14 protein-coding genes are annotated in these 17,946 nt (G+C 67.9%); 2 read left to right on the top strand and 12 right to left on the bottom strand.

Annotated elements, in window-relative coordinates:
- Nucleotides 1-15 precede the first annotated feature (15 nt).
- From fadD32 to glf, 9 genes are all read right to left on the bottom strand, one after another.
- Nucleotides 16-1,926: a long-chain-fatty-acid--AMP ligase FadD32 gene (gene fadD32 / locus G6N09_RS07655; protein ID WP_083027066.1), complete on the bottom strand. Its 1,911-nt coding sequence runs from the start codon at nucleotides 1,924-1,926 to the stop codon at nucleotides 16-18.
- Between the two features lie 293 nt (nucleotides 1,927-2,219).
- Nucleotides 2,220-3,272, bottom strand: a complete 1,053-nt coding sequence (gene culp6, locus G6N09_RS07660) for a carboxylesterase Culp6 (RefSeq protein ID WP_083027121.1) — start codon at nucleotides 3,270-3,272, stop codon at nucleotides 2,220-2,222.
- Between the two features lie 170 nt (nucleotides 3,273-3,442).
- Complete coding sequence (locus G6N09_RS07665) at nucleotides 3,443-4,336, bottom strand: alpha/beta hydrolase-fold protein (protein WP_083027067.1); 894 nt, start codon at nucleotides 4,334-4,336, stop codon at nucleotides 3,443-3,445.
- Nucleotides 4,337-4,501: 165 nt separating this feature from the next.
- Nucleotides 4,502-5,494: an esterase family protein gene (locus G6N09_RS07670; RefSeq protein ID WP_083027068.1), complete on the bottom strand. Its 993-nt coding sequence runs from the start codon at nucleotides 5,492-5,494 to the stop codon at nucleotides 4,502-4,504.
- A gap of 276 nt (nucleotides 5,495-5,770) precedes the next feature.
- Entirely contained in the window at nucleotides 5,771-7,756 is a 1,986-nt protein-coding gene (zomB, locus tag G6N09_RS07675) for a terminal beta-(1->2)-arabinofuranosyltransferase (RefSeq protein WP_109558985.1), read from the bottom strand.
- Between the two features lie 16 nt (nucleotides 7,757-7,772).
- Nucleotides 7,773-8,696, bottom strand: a complete 924-nt coding sequence (locus G6N09_RS07680; RefSeq protein ID WP_083027070.1) for a decaprenyl-phosphate phosphoribosyltransferase — start codon at nucleotides 8,694-8,696, stop codon at nucleotides 7,773-7,775.
- Complete coding sequence (locus G6N09_RS07685) at nucleotides 8,693-9,256, bottom strand: phosphatase PAP2 family protein (RefSeq protein WP_083027071.1); 564 nt, start codon at nucleotides 9,254-9,256, stop codon at nucleotides 8,693-8,695. The genes G6N09_RS07680 and G6N09_RS07685 overlap by 4 nt, the downstream gene beginning before the upstream one ends.
- The gene (locus tag G6N09_RS07690; RefSeq protein WP_083027072.1) at nucleotides 9,253-11,148 is read right to left on the bottom strand and encodes a glycosyltransferase; all 1,896 of its coding nucleotides are present in this window, start codon (nucleotides 11,146-11,148) and stop codon (nucleotides 9,253-9,255) included. Before G6N09_RS07690 ends, G6N09_RS07685 begins: the two co-directional genes overlap by 4 nt.
- On the bottom strand, nucleotides 11,145-12,338 hold the full coding sequence (glf, locus tag G6N09_RS07695; protein ID WP_083027073.1) for a UDP-galactopyranose mutase: 1,194 nt from the start codon (nucleotides 12,336-12,338) through the stop codon (nucleotides 11,145-11,147). Before glf ends, G6N09_RS07690 begins: the two co-directional genes overlap by 4 nt.
- Before the next feature lie 229 nt (nucleotides 12,339-12,567).
- Between glf and G6N09_RS07700 the strand changes: the two genes are divergently transcribed.
- A complete protein-coding gene (locus G6N09_RS07700; protein ID WP_083027074.1) occupies nucleotides 12,568-13,452 on the top strand; it encodes a hypothetical protein in 885 nt (294 codons plus the stop codon).
- A gap of 245 nt (nucleotides 13,453-13,697) precedes the next feature.
- The gene (locus tag G6N09_RS07705; RefSeq protein WP_234807078.1) at nucleotides 13,698-15,344 is read left to right on the top strand and encodes an N-acetylmuramoyl-L-alanine amidase; all 1,647 of its coding nucleotides are present in this window, start codon (nucleotides 13,698-13,700) and stop codon (nucleotides 15,342-15,344) included.
- An 82-nt stretch (nucleotides 15,345-15,426) separates the two neighbouring features.
- On the opposite strand, the gene G6N09_RS07710 is transcribed toward G6N09_RS07705, so the two are convergent.
- The 3 genes from G6N09_RS07710 to G6N09_RS07720 form a co-directional block, all read right to left on the bottom strand.
- Nucleotides 15,427-16,257 (bottom strand): Cof-type HAD-IIB family hydrolase, encoded by an 831-nt coding sequence (locus tag G6N09_RS07710; RefSeq protein WP_083027075.1) that lies wholly within the window; start codon nucleotides 16,255-16,257, stop codon nucleotides 15,427-15,429.
- Nucleotides 16,257-17,051, bottom strand: a complete 795-nt coding sequence (locus G6N09_RS07715) for a lysophospholipid acyltransferase family protein (protein WP_083027076.1) — start codon at nucleotides 17,049-17,051, stop codon at nucleotides 16,257-16,259. The genes G6N09_RS07710 and G6N09_RS07715 overlap by 1 nt, the downstream gene beginning before the upstream one ends.
- Nucleotides 17,052-17,154: 103 nt before the next feature.
- Entirely contained in the window at nucleotides 17,155-17,943 is a 789-nt protein-coding gene (locus G6N09_RS07720; RefSeq protein WP_083027077.1) for a lysophospholipid acyltransferase family protein, read from the bottom strand.
- Between the last annotated feature and the right edge of the window lie 3 nt (nucleotides 17,944-17,946).

Raw genomic sequence — 17,946 nt, forward strand, 5'->3', positions numbered from 1 at the left:
CTCGCTCATCTGGGTTTAGACCTCGTCGGGGTAAGCGTTCGGGCCGGTGGTGCCGCTGCGCAGGCTGCCGTCCAGGTAGGCGGCCCGGCAGGCGCGGCGACCGATCTTGCCACTGGACGTCCGCGGCACCGTGCCCGCAGACACCAGCAGCACGTCACGCACGGTCACGCCGTGGCGCACCGCGATCGCCGCCCGAATGTCATCGGCGATGGGCTGGTATTCCAGCTTGTGAGCGCCCGGTGCCCGCTCGGCGACGATCACCAACTGCTCGGAGCTGTCTTCGGGGTCGAACTTCAGCCCGGAGTGCGGGTTGTCGAAGGCCGACTGCGGCAACTGGTTGGCCGGCACCGAGAACGCCGCGACATACCCCGCCCGCAGCGCCCGGCTCGCCTCCTGCGCGGAGTACTCCAGGTCCTGTGGGTAGTGGTTGCGGCCGTCGACAATCACCAGGTCCTTCACCCGACCGGTGATGTAGAGGTCGTCCTCGTAGTAGGCGCCGTAGTCACCGGTGCGCACCCAGAAGCCGTTCTCGTCGGAGCCCTCGGCCCGAGACGGGCTGGTACGCGACTTGAGCACGTTCTGGAACGTGTCGGCGGTCTCTTCCTCACGGTTCCAGTAGCCGATGCCCATGTTGTTGCCCTGCAACCAGATCTCGCCGATCTGGCCGTCGGGCAGCTCGGCGCCGGTCTCATAGTCGACGATGATCGTCCACTGGTCGACGCTGATCCGCCCGGCCGACGCCTGCGCGACGGCGTTCGGGGCGTCCTCCGGCACCTCGACCAGACGGTTGGCGTTGTTGAGCGCCTCGCGGTCGACGTAGATGATCTTCGGCTTCTCGCCGATCGGGGTCGTGGACACGAACAGGGTGGCCTCGGCCAGACCGTAGGACGGCTTGATGGCCTCCTCGCGGAACCCGTAGGGCGCGAAGGCCTCGTTGAACTTGCGCAGGGACGCCGCGGACACCGGCTCACTGCCGTTGAGGATCGCCTTGACGTTGCTCAGGTCCAGCGGCGGCTCGCCCTCCTTGGGCAGGCCACGCGCCGCGGCATGCTCGAAGGCGAAGTTGGGGGCCGCCGAGTAGACCTCGCCGGTCTCCCCCTCCTTGCGGGCCAACTCCCGGATCCACCGGCCTGGCCGGCGCACAAAAGCGGCCGGGCTCATGAAGGTGAACTGCTGACCCATCACCGACGACAGCAGGATGGTGACCAGCCCCATGTCGTGGAAGAAAGGCAGCCAGCTGACGCCCCGGTCGCCCTCGCGGCCCTTGAGCGAGTCCAGCAGCTGCACGACGTTGGTGGGCAGGTTCAGGTGGCTGATCTTCACCCCGGTCGGGGTGCGGGTGGAGCCGGAGGTGTACTGCAGGTAGGCCACCTCGCTGCGGTCGGTATCGGGCATCACCCAAGTCGACCCCACCTCTGGCGGCAACGCGTCGACCGCGATGACCCGAGGCCTGGCGTTGGCCGGGCGGCTGCGGAAGAACTTGTTCACGCCTTCAGCGGAGTCGCTGGTGGTCAGTACCGCCGACGGAGTGCAGTCGTCGAGCACCGCGTGCAGCCGGCCCACGTGGCCCGGCTCGCCCGGGTCGAACAGCGGCACGGCGATGCGGCCGGCGTACATGATCCCGAAGAAGGACACCAGGTAGTCCAGGTTCTGCCCACACAGGATCGCCACCCGGTCACCCGGCTTGGTGACCTGTTGCAGCCGGGCACCGATCGCCCGGTTCCGCGCCCCGAAATCCGACCAGGAGATGTCGCGCTCGATGCCGTCACGCTCGGTGGAGAAGTCCAGGAACCGATACGCGACCTTCTCGCCACGCAGACCAGCCCAGCGCTCGACGGTCCGCACCAGGTTGGCGTTGTCCGGGAACCGGATCTTGCCGTCCTTGACGAACGGGTTGTGGTAACTGGCCTGTGTTGCCGGGGCCATGCAAAATCTCCTGTCGCGAACATACGTTTCAGTCAACTGCCGGGGCGCGTCGCGCATGGCGCGTTACATCGCGCGGCTCCGGGACCCACCGAATGGTAATGGGTTTCCCGTACCCGGCGACGCTCGCCGCCCTGCGACTACGGGCCGCTGCTCTTAAATTGTTCTTAATGTTAGAGCCCGGTGCGGTCCAATCCAAATCAAACGGTACCGCGTGTGATGCCGATCTCGGGGTCACGAGCTGGTTCCAGCTTCGCCTCTCCTTCGTCGAGCCTCACTGAACCGCTCGTCGAACCTCAGCCGTGTGGCGGACGGGGCGCGTTGTCGATGAGTTCACGCGCCCAGTTCAGCGTCCACTGGGTTGCGGACAAGCCGTCCTGGCTCCAGACGTCGGTGGTGCCGTACAGCGCGTGCACCGGCTGAGCAGCACCGCCGGCCAGCGTTGACAGCGTCGCCGGCAGCTTGCCGACGCTGAACGCCTCCTGCGGGGCCGCGCAGACCAGGTCACCGACCGCGCAGATCTCATTGGTGCGCTTATCGAGGTCGCCGAAACCGCCCTCGCGCGCGCCGGTCATGGTCAATCCCATCCCGGACAGGATCGGCAGCTCGTGCAGGGTCACCTCGGCGCCCTGACCGGGCGGAGACGGCGGGACGTCTACACCCACGCCAGTCTGACGGCGGCCGTCGGCGATCAGCGTGACGCCCAGCACCAGATCTTCGTCGACCGGTCCCTCCCAGTTGCCGATCTTGCTGGCCACGTCGCCGGCGATCACCGCGCCCTGCGAGAAGCCGACCAGCACATAGCTGGTCAGCGGGCACCGCTCATTCATCTCGGTCAGCGCCTTGATGGTGGCGCGGGTTCCTTCGGCGCGGCTGTCGTTGTAGCTCATCTGCTTGTCGGACGACAGCGGGTTATGGAACTGCGCGGTGTAGGGAACCGTGTAGGTCTGCACCCGGGCAGCGTCGAACTGCTGCGCAATCGGACGGGTGACGGTGAGCAGCAGCGCGATCGGAAACTGGTTGGGGTCGAGCGGGTTGTCCGTCGGCGAGGTCTCCCAGGTGCCGGGCACCGACACCAGCTGCACGTCTGGGCAGCTGGCGTCCTGATAGGCCGGGCGTGGCTTCTTGGTCCGCGTCGGCACCGAGCTGGTGGACGGGCTACCCGCCCCAGGCTGCTCGGCGATCGGTGGCGTGGCCGGGCGGCGGATCCAGATCACCACCGCCACGATCACCAGCGCCACCACCAGAGCCATCGCTCCGGCGGCGATCCAGGCGAGGACACGCCTCCGGTTGGCTTGCGACTTGCGGGGCGACTTCCGGGGGGATTTCGCTGTCTTCTTCTTGGCCATGTCGCCTTTCACGGTACAGATCGGCGACGGCACGCATTGACTCTGCGTCCAGGGCTGGCCTTACTCGAACTTTCCCGCCCTGGGCGCAGAGTCAACGGCGAACTAGCTTGGCGCCGCCCTAGCGGATCGCTCGGCCCAAGCGCGATCCCGCTTCGCCCGGCTTCGCCGCGCTAGCGGATCGCGCCGACGATGTCGCCGGCCATTGCGCCCAGCTGCGACGACCACGAACCCCAGCCGTTGTCACCGGGCGAGAAGTCGAAGTGGCCGTTCTTGCCACGTACCTGGCGGTACTGAGCGTTGAAGAACCGGCCACTGCCGGCCGCCTGCGACGGGTCGCCGATCATCGCCGCCGGGTTGGAGGCGCCGCCCAGCGGGGCGTAGACCCAGACCCGGGTGTTGTTCTGCGCGAGCAGGGTGGCGTGCACGGTCGGGTCGTGCCACTTCCAGCGACCGAGCTGCGGCGCGCCCCACATGCCGTAGGGGTCGACGCCACCGAAGTTCTGCAGGCCCGCGGCGATCACGCCGCCCTCGGTGGTGTTGGCCGGCCCCAGGAAGCCCGACATCGACCCGGCGAAGCCGAACCGGTCGGGGTGGAAGGTGGCCAGCGCCACTGCCGCGTAACCACCCTGGGCCGCGCCGACCACCGCGTGCCCGCCCGGCGCCAGGCCCCGGTTGGCCGCCAGCCAGTCCGGCAGCTCACTGGACAGGAAGGTGTCCCACTGCTTGCTGCCGTCCTGCTCCCAGTTGGTGTACATGCTGTAGGCCCCACCGGCCGGCGCGACCACCGAGACGCCCTTGCCCGCCAAGGTGTTCATCGCGTTGCCCGCGGTCACCCAGTTGCTCAGCTCGGGGTGCGCGTCGAACGCGTCGAGCAGGTACACCGCGTGCGGGCCCTGGTTCAGGAACGCCACCGGGATGTCCCGGCCCATCGACGGCGACGGGACCATCAGGTTCTCGAACTGTGCGGCGTGCGCTCCCGGGCTCACGATGGTGCCCCCGCTCCACAACCCCAGCATCAGCACTCCGACGCACAGCGCCCGCAGCAACTTCGACAGTCCGCTCATATCCACCTCGTTCGTCGGCACAGATTCTCCGATGTTTCCACCCGCTGGTCACGCGCCCTGACCCCGGGAGGTAGTCAATCACACGGCGCTTGCGGGCAGGGCAGGAAATGACTGACGGCGACGACCCGTAGGTCGCCGCCGTCAGCGGTAGATCTGTGTTCGGGACTATTCGCCCGAGCTGCTGCTCGCGCCGCCCCCGGGCGTGGCGCCCAGGTGGCTCTGCAGGTCCGGCTTCATGGCCTGCAGCTGCTGACCCCAGTACTCCCAGCTGTGCGTGCCGTACTCCGGGAAGTTGAAGATCGCGTTGTTGCCACCGGCAGCGGCGTAGAGCTCCTGGAACTTCTTGTTCGCACCGATCATGAAGTTCTGCTCGAGGAACACGGCCGGGATGTTGTCGCCGCCCAGTTCGTTGGCCTTGCCGTTACCGCAGAAGACCCACAGGCGGGTGTTGTTAGCGACCAGCTTCGCGACATTGACCGTTGGGTCGTTGCGCAACCACGCCGGGTCACTGTCGTCGCCCCACATGTCGTTCTTCTTGTAGCCGCCGGCGTCACCCATCGACAGGCCGATCCAGCCCTTGCCGTTGGACGGGTTGAGGTAACCCGACAGCGAACCCGCGTAGGTGAACTGGTTGGGGTGGTAGATCGCCAGCGTCATCGCCGACGAACCGGCCATCGACAGGCCGACCGCGGCGTTGCGGCTCTGGCTCACGCCGTACTCCGACGCCAGGTAGGCCGGCAGCTCGCTGGTCAGGAAGGTCTCCCACTTGTAGGTGGAGCAGCCCGCCTTGCCGCAAGCCGGCTTGTACCAGTCGCTGTAGAAGCTGGACTGGCCACCGACCGGCATGATCACCGAGATACCGGAGTTCAGGTACCACTCGAACGCCGGGGTGTTGATGTCCCAGCCGTTGAAGTCGTCCTGGGCACGCATACCGTCGAGCAGGTACAGGCCCGGGGAGTCCGAGCCACCGCTCTGGAACTGGACCTTGATGTCACGGCCCATACCTGCCGAAGGCACCTGCAGGTACTCGACCGGCAGACCGGGCCGGGAGAACGCGCTCGCTTCGGGGGTACCGCCGACGACACCGACCAGTCCCGCCAGCAGGGCCGCGCCACCGGCGACGACCATCAACCTGTCAAGCAACTTCATCCTTGGCATCCTCATTCATTCGTTGCCGTACTTTGCTCATAGCGTGGCCCGACTCGGGCCCGATCTGTGCGTTCAAACGCCACAGTGCTGCTGTAGTCAACCACAAAATGGCGGAAATCCAAGACTCGGGGTTCACCCATCGGGCTCGCCGACTCACTAAATGCCTGGTTTTGTGACATCGACGCCCTGGCCCGTTTATGCCCATTCGAGCCGGTGAGAACCGGCTCCGTGGGCGGACACGCCCGAGGAGCAATGACGTCGGTCACATTTTGCGGGGATGCGCAGTCAGGGCAGCTCCGGAGGCATCCCCGTGTAGGCCGGTTTGGTCGGCTCAGGCACAGCCAGACCGCAGCGCAGCAGTTCGTCGCGCGGGACGCGCTCGATCCGGTACCGGGTGAAGCTCGGCGAATGCAGCACGTTGGACAGGAACCGGCGCGGGCCCATCGGCGCACGCACCGAGCCCAGTACCGCCGCGGTGTCGGGGCAGCGCAGGGCGGCTTCGGACTGGGCGATCCAGTCCTGGTCGAGATACCCCGGGATCAGCGGGTACCACTTGACCCAGGGTCCGTCGGCGACGATCCAATCCCGGAACAGGTCTTTGTCGTGACCGATCCGGCCGTGCTCCAGCCGTTCGGTGTGGGCCGCGATCGGATTGATCAACCCGATCTGGTCCAGCACCCGGACGTCAAGACCGGTGTTCATACCCAGCATGCCCATGTTGGTGAAGAAGACGGTGTGCGGTCCGCTTCCGCCAGGGTCGGGCTCGGCCGGGACGCCGATTCCCGGCGGCACCGGCAGGATCACCGGCACCACATCCCATTGGTCGTAGTTGCCCGATGGCAGGAGCAGCGCCCCGTCCGGGGTGTTGGCGATCGTGGTCAACACCGCACGCATCCGCGGATAGCCCAGGTAGTCCGCTGCGGTCAGCGGGTGGGCGTTGCCGGTGGCCTGGGAGTAGAACCGGCGCTCGTCGACGATCCCGGAGTAGGTGACGCGGGTGGCGTCATCGCCCATGCCGTGTGAGTTGGCCGCCCACAGGGCCCAGCCGGCGACCGCCAGCCACAGCAGACCGACGGCACCGCTGAGCGGCAGGCTCGCCTCGCGGCGGTAGCGCGCGCCGTCGGGCAGTAGCACCGGGATGACAGCCACCGGTGCCAGCATGCAGAACAGCGGAGCCAGCAGCACCCGCCCGTGCATGAAGTCGCCGCCCTGGCGCACCCAGTAGGCAGCCTGCAGGAGCCCGCTCAGCACGAAGAAACACACCACCGCGCCGGGGCTGCGCACCAGCCGGGCCCACCGTCCGACGCCGGGCGGCACCGGACGGCGCGGCCGGTAGCGGACTGCGGCGCCCACCCACAGGGCCGCGCCGAGCGCGACCAGCAACACCGCGGGCACCCACAGCGCATAGGGAGCATTGAAGTTGGCCAGGTAGATCATGCCCTGCGACCACTTGTCTGCGGCGGCATCCTTGGCCAGCGCGGTTCCCGGCACCAACAGGCCGTAGTAGCCCATCCGGAAGACCTGATAGGCCACCGGCAGGGCGCCGCCGGCCACCAGTACCAGCGCGCGGGGCCGCCAATCCCGGGCGGCGATCAACAGCATGATCAGTGCCCCGCCGCCGATCAGCGCCAGCTCGGGGCGGACCAGCACGCTGCAACCCGCCACGAATGCCAGGCACCCGGTGAACCAGGCGCCGCGCGCACGCGAACGCGGCATCCGCAGCGCCTGCGACCAGCAGACCAGCATCCACCACAACAGGCCCAGGTAGGCCAACACCAGACCGGCCTCCAAGCCGGAGGTGGCGAAGTCGCGCGCGGGCGGCAGCGCGATGTAGACCAGTGCACCGGCCGGCAACAGCAGCGCACGGCGGCCCTGCAGACCAGGCGCGTAGAGGCGGGCGGCGCCGAGCATCAGCATCGCGACGCCGGCCAGACTCAGCCCCAGCGCCAGCGCCAGCGCCACGTACTCCATGCGGACCGGCCCACCCAGCCAGCTGCCCAGGTACATCAGGTAGGTCCAGGCCGTGGAGGTATTGGCCTCGACCCGCTCCCCGACGTTGAACACCGGGCCGTTGCCGGCCAGCAGGTTGCGCACGGTGCGCAGCACGATCAGCCCGTCATCGGAGATCCAGCGTCGTCGCCACGCTCCGATGCCGAACATCAACACGACCACCGCTACCCCGGCCCACGAACTCAGCCGAACCGAGGTGCTGTAGCGAACGGCGGGCCAGCCCAGCGGCCGGACCCGGGGGTCCGGCGCTCTGCCGCTCACGGCCCCCCGGGCGGAGCTAGCCGAAGGCGACGGCGGCACCGATTGTTCCGATCCAAGCCAGCGCCATCAGCTGCAGCACCCGGTCACGTCGCAGAATGTCCTCTGCTTCCCCGGCCATGCCACCGTCGACGTCGACCGCGTAACGCAGGATCGCGATGACGATCGGGACGATCGACACCGCGTACCAGGATCCCGAGCCGTTGTCGCGCTCAAAGGCGAACAGGCTGTAGCAGACCAACATCGCAGTAGCCGACATCGTCCAGACGAACCGCAGATAGGTGCCGGTGTAGCTCTCCAGCGACTTGCGGATCTTGGCCCCGGTCTGTTCGGCCAGTTGCTTCTCGGCGTAGCGCTTACCGGCCACCATGAACAGCGAACCGAACGCCATCACCAACAGGAACCACTGTGACAAGGGGATGCTGGCGGCCACGCCACCGGCGATCGCCCGCAGCAGATATGCCGACGAGACGACGCAGATGTCCAACACCGCCTGGTGCTTGAGCCCGAAGCAATAGGCCAGCTGCATGGCGAGGTAGATGGCGATCACCAGCGCCAGGTTCGGGGTCAGCCACCAGGAGAGGGCCAGCGACGCCACCCCCAGCAGCACTGCCAGCGCGTAGGCAAGTCCGACCGGCACGACCCCGGCCGCGATGGGCCGGAACCGTTTGGTCGGGTGTGCCCGGTCGGCTTCCACGTCGCGGGAGTCGTTGACCAGGTAGATCGCCGATGCCGCCAGCGAGAACACCACGAAGGCGATCAGCGATTTGCGGGCCAGATCGGCGTAGTCGTAGTGGACACCGCCACCGAGCGCGGCCAGCGGTGCCGCGACCACCAGTACGTTCTTGACCCATTGGCGGGGGCGGATGGCCTTGATGACGCCGGAGAACAGGTTGCTCGGGGGACCGAGCTGTGCGGTTCGATCGTGCGTGTCTGCGCTCATCGCGAGTCTCCAGAGTCGTCCAGCCGGATCACCCGGGTTGTCATGGCCGCGACGGCGGCGCCCACAGCGGCGCCGGTGAGCACATCGCTGGGATAGTGCACCCCGAGCACCATCCGCGACAGCGCCATCGGCGGTATCAGCAGTGCCGGCAGGGTCCCGCGCCGCAGGCCGGCCGCCCTGCCCAGCAGGATCGCCGCCGCCGCGGTGGAGGTGGCGTGTGCCGACGGGAAACTCAGTGCGCTGGGGGTGGCGACGTTGATTGCGATCGCTGGATGACTCGGGCGCCTGCGGCGCACGATGCGCTTGATGATCACCGCGGCGGCGTGGGCGGCCAGGGTTCCGGCGCCGGCCAGCAGCCAGCTGCGGCGGCGCTGCGGCTGCACCAGTGCGCCCAGCGCTGCCAGCGCCAGCCAGCCCAGGCTGTGCTCACCGAAGTGCGACATCGCCCGGGCCGTCGGCAGCACGCCGGGCCGGCCGGTCAGCGCCGACTGCACGGCGACCAGCACGGCGTCTTCGCCGTGCGGAGGGACCGCATCGGGGTCACGAGCGAGTTCGGTCATGCCGAGGTGGCACCTTCAGGAAGCAGTACGGTCTCCCACTGCTGCTTGCTCGACAGTGTGGGCAGAGCCGCGCGGTAGGTCCGGCGCAGGGCGTCGAATCGGCGCGCCAGCTGGTACTGGCGGCGCAGGGACTCGCGCAGCAGCGTCAGCATCTGCTCGCGGTCGCGCTGCCGGTAGACCACCCCACGTCCATCGGCGGTGGTGACGGTGACGCCGTCCTGGGTGCACAGCAGGAACCAGCGGGCATCCTGGGTGGCGACATTGAGCTGCGGACGTCGATGATGCTCGGGCTCGGTGGCCTTGAGGTTGTGCAGGATGCCGCGGGCCAGCCGGTAGCCGATGGTCAGCGGCTGCACCGGTGGGCGCATTGCCCGGCTGCGCCTCGACGGAGCCGGCAGTTCGCTGGCCGCGGGAAGCACCACCGCATCGGGGTAGGTCTTACGCAGGGCATGGATGTCCGGCAGTGCCGATTCCAGAATCGAGAAGATGTGCTCGGGCCCGGCCATGAAGTCGTCCAGCGCCTTGTTCTGCACCGCCACGGTCGAATACTCGAGGCAGGCGAGGTGCTTCAGAGTCGCCTTGAGGTGGCTGCGGATCAGTCCGGAGATGTTGCCGTCCCAGTGCAGCGCCGCCACCATCAGCCGGTTGCGCAGGTGGAAGTAGGCCTGCCAGTCGATCGCGTCGTCTTTGTCGCTCCAGGCCATGTGCCAGATCGCCGCGCCCGGCAGCGTGACGGTCGGGTAGCCGTGCTCGCCGGCCCTGATCCCATATTCGGCGTCGTCCCACTTGATGAACGACGGGATGGGCTGGCCGATCTCTTCGGCGACGGAGCGCGGGATCATGCACATCCACCAGCCGTTGAAGTCGACGTCGATGCGCCGGTGCAGATCCGGGGATTCGGCCAGCGAGTCGGTGGCGAAGTTGTGGTCGTACTCGGTGTGCGGCGCATTGGTCCACATGAAGACGCCCGAATCGACGACCTCGCCCATGATGTGCAGGTGTGAGGGCTCCTGCAGGTTGAGCATGTGCCCACCGATCAGGGTGGGCTTCTTGGCGAACCTGTTCAGCGCCAGCGCCCGCAGGATCGAGTCCGGCTCGATGCGGATGTCGTCGTCCATGAACAGGATCTGCTCGCAGCCGGTGTTCTTCAGCGCCTCGTACATGACCCGGCTGTAGCCGCCGGACCCGCCGAGGTTGGGCTGGTCGTGAATCGACAGCCGATCTCCCAGTCCGGCGGAGGCCGCCGCGAAGCCGGGGTGATCGCGCACCTTTCGGGTGCCCTGGTCGGGGACGATCACCGCGCTGATCACTTCGTCGACGTCCGGGTCGGAGGTCAGCGCCAGCAGCGCATTGACGCAGTCATCGGGCCGGTTGAAGGTCGGGATACCGATGGCGATGTCGGCCCGGCCGGGGGCCTCGACCGGGGCGTACCAGCCACCTCGCTCCAGCGTGACCGCGGTGTCGGTGGTGATGTCGAACCAGATCCAGCCGCCGTCCTCGAACGGCTGCAGGCCCACCTCGAACTCGACCACCGTCGGGGTGTCGCTGTTGGCGACCGATCCGAAGGGCTTGCCGTCCACCGCGATACGCGCGCCGGTGGCTTTGGAGCGGTAGATATCGACGCGCCCGGATCCGGTCAGCTCCAGATGCAGCACCACGGATTCGAGTGTCGACCAGCGCCGCCAGTACGACGCCGGGAAGGCATTGAAGTACGTCGCGAACGAGACCTCCGACTCTTCGCCGATCTCCAGGCTGGTGCGGGTCAGCGGGTGCGCCCGCCGGTTGTTGGTCTCGGACTCTTCGATGTAGAGCTTGCGCACATCCAGCGGCTCACCCTGGCGGGGCAGGATGATCCGCGAAAGCCGGCTCACCGCGCGGGAACTGTCGGTCATGCCTTACTGCCCTCCCCCAGCGGCGCACCGTCGGACAGATGCGGCGCCAGGACGTTGTCGTACATGTTCAACGCACTGGCGATGGCCATGTGCATGTCCAGATATTGGTAGGTGCCCAGCCGGCCGCCGAAGAGCACCTTGGCCGTGTCCAGCTCGGCTTTGGCGCGCGCCCGGTAGGACGCCAGGACCGCCCGGTCGGCCTCGGTGTTGATCGGGTAGTAGGGCTCGTCGGTGTCGTCGGCGAAGCGCGAGTACTCCCGCATGATCACGGTCTTGTCGGTCGGGTAGTCGCGCTCGGGGTGGAAGTGCCGGAACTCGTGGATACGGGTGAACGGCACGTCGCCGTCGTTGTAGTTCATCACGGGCGTGCCTTGATAATCGCCGGTGTCGAGGACCTCGAGTTCGAAGTCCAGGGTGCGCCAGCCGAGCTTGCCCTCGGCGTAGTCGAAGTAGCGGTCCAGCGGCCCGGTGTAGACAACGGGAGCGTCCGGGTTCGCTGCGCGCAGTTCGTCGCGGACGTCGAACCAGTCGGTGTCCAGCCGCACGTCGATACGTTCGTCGGCCGCCATGTTCTCCAGCCACGCGGTGTAGCCGTCGACGGGCAGGCCCTCGTAGGTGTCGTTGAAGTAGCGGTTGTCGAAGGTGTAGCGCACCGGCAGCCGAGCGATGTTGGCCGCCGGGAGTTCCTTGGGATCGGTCTGCCACTGCTTGGCCGTGTAGTCCTTGACGAATGCCTCGTACAGCGGGCGCCCGATCAGGCTGATCGCCTTCTCTTCGAGGTTCTGCGCGTCGGCGGTGTCGATTTCGGCAGCCTGCTCGGCGATCAGCGCTCGGGCCTCTTCGGGGCTGAAGTAGCGACCGAAGAACTGCGACACCAGGCCCAGACCCATCGGGAACTGGTAGGCCTGCCCGCCGTGCATGGCGAACACCCGGTGCTGGTAGCCGGTGAATTCGGTGAACTCCCGCACGTAGTCCCAAACCCTCTTATTAGAGGTATGGAACAGGTGGGCACCGTACTTGTGGACTTCGATGCCGGTCTGCGGCTCCGCCTCCGAATAGGCGTTGCCGCCGATGTGGGGGCGTTTCTCGACGACGAGAACACGCTTGCCGAGCTGCGTCGCTACGCGCTCGGCGATGGTCAGGCCGAAGAATCCGGAACCCACGACAAAGAGGTCAAAACGAGCGGTCATCGGCGCCAAGGGTAGCCGACCAGCGGCCGCACGCATCGTCGGCGCCCCGCGGTCACCTCGCGCGGGGGAAGGGTTGGTAGCAGTTTCCTCACGATTCGATCTCGTCACTCTTTTCACACGAGTCACACGCGTACCGTCGGTCACGTAGGTCAGATGCAAGTGCAGTAAGCGCCACGACGGCCCCGAAGAGAACCGGGACCGGACGGCAAAACATATTGAGGAGACTTCCGTGCCGAACCGACGTCGACGCAGGCTCTCGACAACCATGAGCGCAGTCGCCGCCTTGGCGGTCGCGAGTCCGTTCGCAGTTGTCGCAGTGTCCGAGCTGGTTGCCCACAACAGCGCACCGCAGCACCACGACTTTGTTGCCGCCTCCTCGGTGGCCGACCTGCCCGGTGAGCTGATCACCGCCCTGACCCAGGGACTGTCCCAGTTCGGGGTCAACCTCCCACCGGTCCCGGGCTTCAACAACAGCAGCGCCTCCACGGGCATGTACCCGGGTCTGACCTCGCCGGGCCTGGGCACCCCCGGGCTCACCGACCCGTCCCTGCTCACCCCGGGCCTCACCTCGCCCGGCCTGGGCACCCCCGGGCTCACCGACCCGTCCCTGACCACGCCGTCGCTGTCGGTCCCGCCGCTGGGAACGCCCGGCGTGTCGACCACGTCCGGCCTGGGCACGCCCGGCCTGACCACGCCCGGTCTGACCACGCCGCCGCTGGACTCGACGCTGACCAGCCCGGGCTTGACCAGCCCGGGCTTGACCAGCCCGGGGCTGACCAGCCCGCTCACCAGCCCGGGTCTGACCAGTCCCGGTTTGACCAGCCCGGGTCTGACCAGCCCGGACACCGGCCTGCTGGGGTCTGACGGCCTGCCGCTCACCTCCCCGCTGGGCCTGGACCCGGGCCTTGACGGCACCTATCCGATCCTCGGCGACCCCTCCCTGGGGATGCCCGAGGAGAAGGGCGGTCTCGTCAGCGACCTGATGAGCGCCGCCAATCAGCTGGGCGCCGGACAGGCCATCGACCTGCTCAAAGGTGTGGTGATCCCGTCCATCGCACAGGCTGCGCAGGGCGCGGGCCCGGCTATTGCCGCCCCGCCCCCGCCGCTGCCCTGACGTAGACATACAGCGGAGCTGTTCCGCCCAACGGCACCGCAGAGTCAGCCCGCACCCGGCGGGCACCTGACGACTCTGCGGTGCCGTTATCCATGGCTGCAGCGGCCTTCGCCGGTAGCCGCGTGTCGCATCACCAACAACACATGACACATACGTAACATCAGCACGTGCTATCCCGTCGTCGTCCCCCGCCGACGATCAAGCTGACCGCGACTGTCGCGACGGTGCTGATCCTGCCGTGGGCAATGAACTCCGGATCGGCACTCAAGACGGCCGACGAGAGTGGGACTCCCCCGAGCGCCGCAGCAACCAAACTGAATCAACAATTGTTGCCCGACCTGGAGCCGGGTGTCACCGTTCGTGAGATCACCCAGGACGAGCCCTTCACCATGGTGGCGCTCACCGGCGCCGACCTGAGCGGGACGTCGGCACGGATCCGGGCCCGAGGCGCAGACGGATCATGGGGCCCCTGGTATTCGACCGCGCACGAGACCAAGCAGGAGACACCTGGCCCCCGAGCTGCCGATGCACCGGCTGCCGGCCCCGACGGAACCGAGCCGGTGTTCGTCGGCCGCACCACCGCCGTGCAGATCGCGGTGACCCGCACCGATCCGAATCCACTCAGAAGCACGGCCAAGGCCAAAGGCCCGGCCACAGCCAAAGGCCCAGCCAAGGCGCAACCGGCCCCGAAGAGGCCGGCGCCCGGACCCGATCTCGGCTACGTACCGGCCACCGCGACACAACCCCTTGCCCAAGGCGTCTCCGCGGTGCTGATCACCCCGCCCAAGGCCCCCGTCGACGCGCAATGGACGCCGCCAAAGGCGGTCCTGGGCCCGGGTCAGCCGCCCAACATCATCCCGCGCAGCCACTGGGGCGCGGGTGCCTACGGCCGCTGCGGCAAACCCGTAGAGAGTGGACCGGTCCACGCGGCCGTGGTGCACCACACGGCGGGCTCTAACGACTACTCCCCCGAAGACTCCGCGGAGATCATCCGGGCGATCTACGCCTATCACACCCGCACGCTGGGCTGGTGCGACATCGGCTACAACGCGTTGGTGGACAAATTCGGCCAGGTATTCGAGGGCCGGGCCGGCGGCCTTGCCCGCGGCATCATGGGCAGCCATGCGGGCGGCTTCAACCGCAACACCTGGGGAGTGTCGATGATCGGCACCTTCGATGACGCACCTCCCCCACCGATCCAGCTCGAGACGGTCGGCCGGCTGTTGGGCTGGCGGCTTGGACTCGATCGCACCGACCCGCGCGGCATGGCCGAGCTGACCTCCGGCGGGGGGTCGTTCACGAACTTTCCGCGCGGCGCGTCGCTGACACTGCCCTCGATCATCGGCCACCGCGATCTCGACGCCACGGAATGCCCCGGCGACCAGGGCTACGTCGCGCTCAACGAAATTCGGGAGATCGCCGCCCGGTTCAACGACCCGCCCGGGCCCGAAGACCTGGCCCGGGTCATGGAGGGCGGCGCCATCCACACCCGCTGGCTGGAACTCGGCGGTATGGAGGGCATGCTCGGTGCGCCCACCTCCCCGGAGGCGATCGGCGAGGGTTCCACCAAGTACGCGACGTTCGAGCACGGCGCGATCTACTGGTCCCCGGAGACCGGCGCACAGCCCATCACCGGTGCCATCTACGAGGCATGGGCTTCGCTGGGTTACGAGCGTGGCGTACTGGGACTGCCGACCAGCGCCGAACTGGCCGAACCGGAGTGGGTGGGCCAGAACTTCCAGCACGGCACGCTGAACTACAACCGGGCCACCGCGACGATCATCCGGGTTGTCGACGGCAATGCCGAAGAGCTGCCCCCGCCGCCCCCGGAGGGCCCGCCAGTGCAGCTGGAACGCTTCTCGCGGGTGATCGATCCCTTCGCCATCGGGTGAAGCCGTCGTTGACGCTGCGGTCGCTGCGTTGACTCTGCTGCTCGGCGCAAAAGTGCGAGTGCCCCCCGCCCTCAGCGCAGAGTCAACGCAGGAAAATCCGCTCCAGGACCCTGGCCAGGCCGTCGTCGGTGTTGGGTGCGGTGATCTCGGCGGCCGCCGCCAGCACTTCGGGGTGGGCGTTGCCCATCGCCACACCATGGCCCGCACGCACCAGCATCGGCACGTCGTTGGGCATATCGCCGAATGCCACCACCTGCTCGACGCCGATTCCCAGCGGCGCGATCAACTCCTCGATACCGCTGGCCTTGGTGATCCCGGCCGGCACCACCTCGATCAGCCCGTTGTTGGTGGAGTAGGTCATCTCGGCGGCCGTCCCGATGTGCGGCCGAAGCTGCGCCGCCATCTCGGCGCTGGACTTCCCGGCCATGCGGATCAACAGCTTGATCGCCGGCTGGGACAGCAAATCCTCCAGCGACACCTCGGTGTTGTCGGGGTTGAGCCAGGCGTGTTCGTAGCCCGGTGAGCTGACGAACTGCGGGGTGGCCGCATCGTGCGCACTCGCGCCGATGCGTTCGACGGCCAGGCCCGCCCCTGGCAGGGCGCGGCCCACTACCTCGGCCAGCTTGACCAGACTGTCCGCCGAGAGCGTCCGCGCCGACACCACCCGATCGGTGGCCGGGTCGTAGATCACCGCACCGTTGGCGCACACCGCCATCGGGGCGAATCCGAGCGCATCGACCACCGGTGCGATCCACCGCGGCGGACGCCCCGTCGCCAGCACGAAGGGCGTGCCGGCGTCCACTGCCGCGCGCACCGCTGCCCGGGTACGCGGAGTGACGCTCTCGGTGTCGTCGAGCAGGGTGCCGTCGACGTCGCTGGCGATCAGCGCCAGACGATCATTGGTGGGCTGCATCAGCGCGCGCCCCGCCCATCTCGGGTCTGCCGACCGCGGCGGCCCTGCGCCTGCTGCACACGTCGACGATCGCGTTCAGCCAGCTCGGCTGCGCGCATCTGCAGGGCTTCGGCCATCGTGGGCGCACCGCCGCCCAGCCTGCGCGGCACCCAGTGCGCCCCGGCGGGGTGTGGGTACTCCATTTGAGCCTCCTCGAGCATGACCGCCATGGTGTTCCGCAGCTCGGCGGTGGTCGCCGTCATGTTCGCGGACGCCGCCATCGGCCGGCCGATCTTGGTCAATACCGGAATATGGTTGCGCCACAGATGCTTCGGGTGATCCTTTGTCCAGACTCGGTGGATGCCCCAGACGATGACCGGGACCAGCGGCACGCCCGCGGCATGGGCCATCCGGGCGGCCCCCGTTTTGAACTCCTGCAGCTCGAAGCTGCGACTGATAGTGGCTTCGGGATTCAAACCGACCAGCTCGCCGTCGGCCAGCCTCCGCACCGCCTCGTCGTAGGCTCCGGCCCCGGCGGACCGGTCCACCGGGATCAGTCTGGCGTGCCTGATCACGTAGTCGACCACCGGCACCTCGGTCATCTCGGATTTGATCAAGTACCGCAGCCGGCGGCGGCGCCGCAGAGCCGCAACCGAAGCCGGGTACCAGTCCAGGTAACTGGTGTGATTGACGGCCACCACGGCCCCGCCAGAGTCGGGAATGTTAGCCAGGCCGTCGATGGTCACGTGCGGCCCGTTGGCGGCGGCCAGCCGCGGAATCACGAGCTCCAGCGCCCGGAAGAAGGGTTCGGCCATGCTCTACTGCTCCGTGCCCGAAGGGTCGGTCCGCACCCCGGCGACCCGCACCGCGGTGCGCGCCGTGAGCTCCATCGCGCGAAAGACCGGCTGCATGCCAGCTCTAGTCCGTGACGCCCGTCGGGCTCGGTGGCTGCTCCTGGCGGGCGGCCCGCTGTTCGGCTTTGCGCGCAGCTTCGGCGGCGTCGAGGTCGAGGGCCTCGGCCGGGGTGGGGGCACTGCCACCCAAACGCCGGGGCACCCAGAACGCCCCCGCTGGATGCTCGGGATAGCCGTCCTGCACCTGCTCCAACAGCTGCTGCATTCGTGTCTGTAATTCGGCGCGCAGATCATCGACCGGCAGCGTCGGGGGTATCGGCTCGCCGATCGCCACGGTGATCGGCACCTTGCTGCGTCCCAGCCGCTTCGGGTGGTCCTTGGTCCAGATGCGCTGGGCTCCCCAGACAATGTGCGGGATGATCGGCACCTGGGCCTCGATCGCCATCCGCGCTGCGCCGCTCTTGAACTCCTTCAGCTCGAAGCTGCGGCTGATGGTGGCCTCCGGGTAGACCCCGACCAGTTCGCCCGCCTTGAGGTAGGAGACAGCGGTGGCATAGGACTCCGCGCCCTGGCTGCGGTCGACCGCGATATGCCTACAGCCCCGCATGATCGGCCCGCTGAACCGGTTGTCGAAGGTGTCCTTCTTCGCCATGAAGCGCACCCGCCGCCGCGGCTTCGCGTCATAGGAGGCAACCCCGGCAAACAAGAAGTCCAGGTAGCCGGTGTGGTTGATCGCGATCACCGCGCCGCCGGTGGCGGGCAGATGCTCCCGACCGGTCACCGTGATCTTCAAGCCCTCATAACGCCAGAGGGTGTGTGCGGCGACGGCGACGGTCCTGTACCAAGGCTCCACAGC

The sequence above is a fragment of the Mycolicibacter minnesotensis genome (genome assembly GCF_010731755.1).
Lineage (GTDB): Bacteria > Actinomycetota > Actinomycetes > Mycobacteriales > Mycobacteriaceae > Mycobacterium > Mycobacterium minnesotense.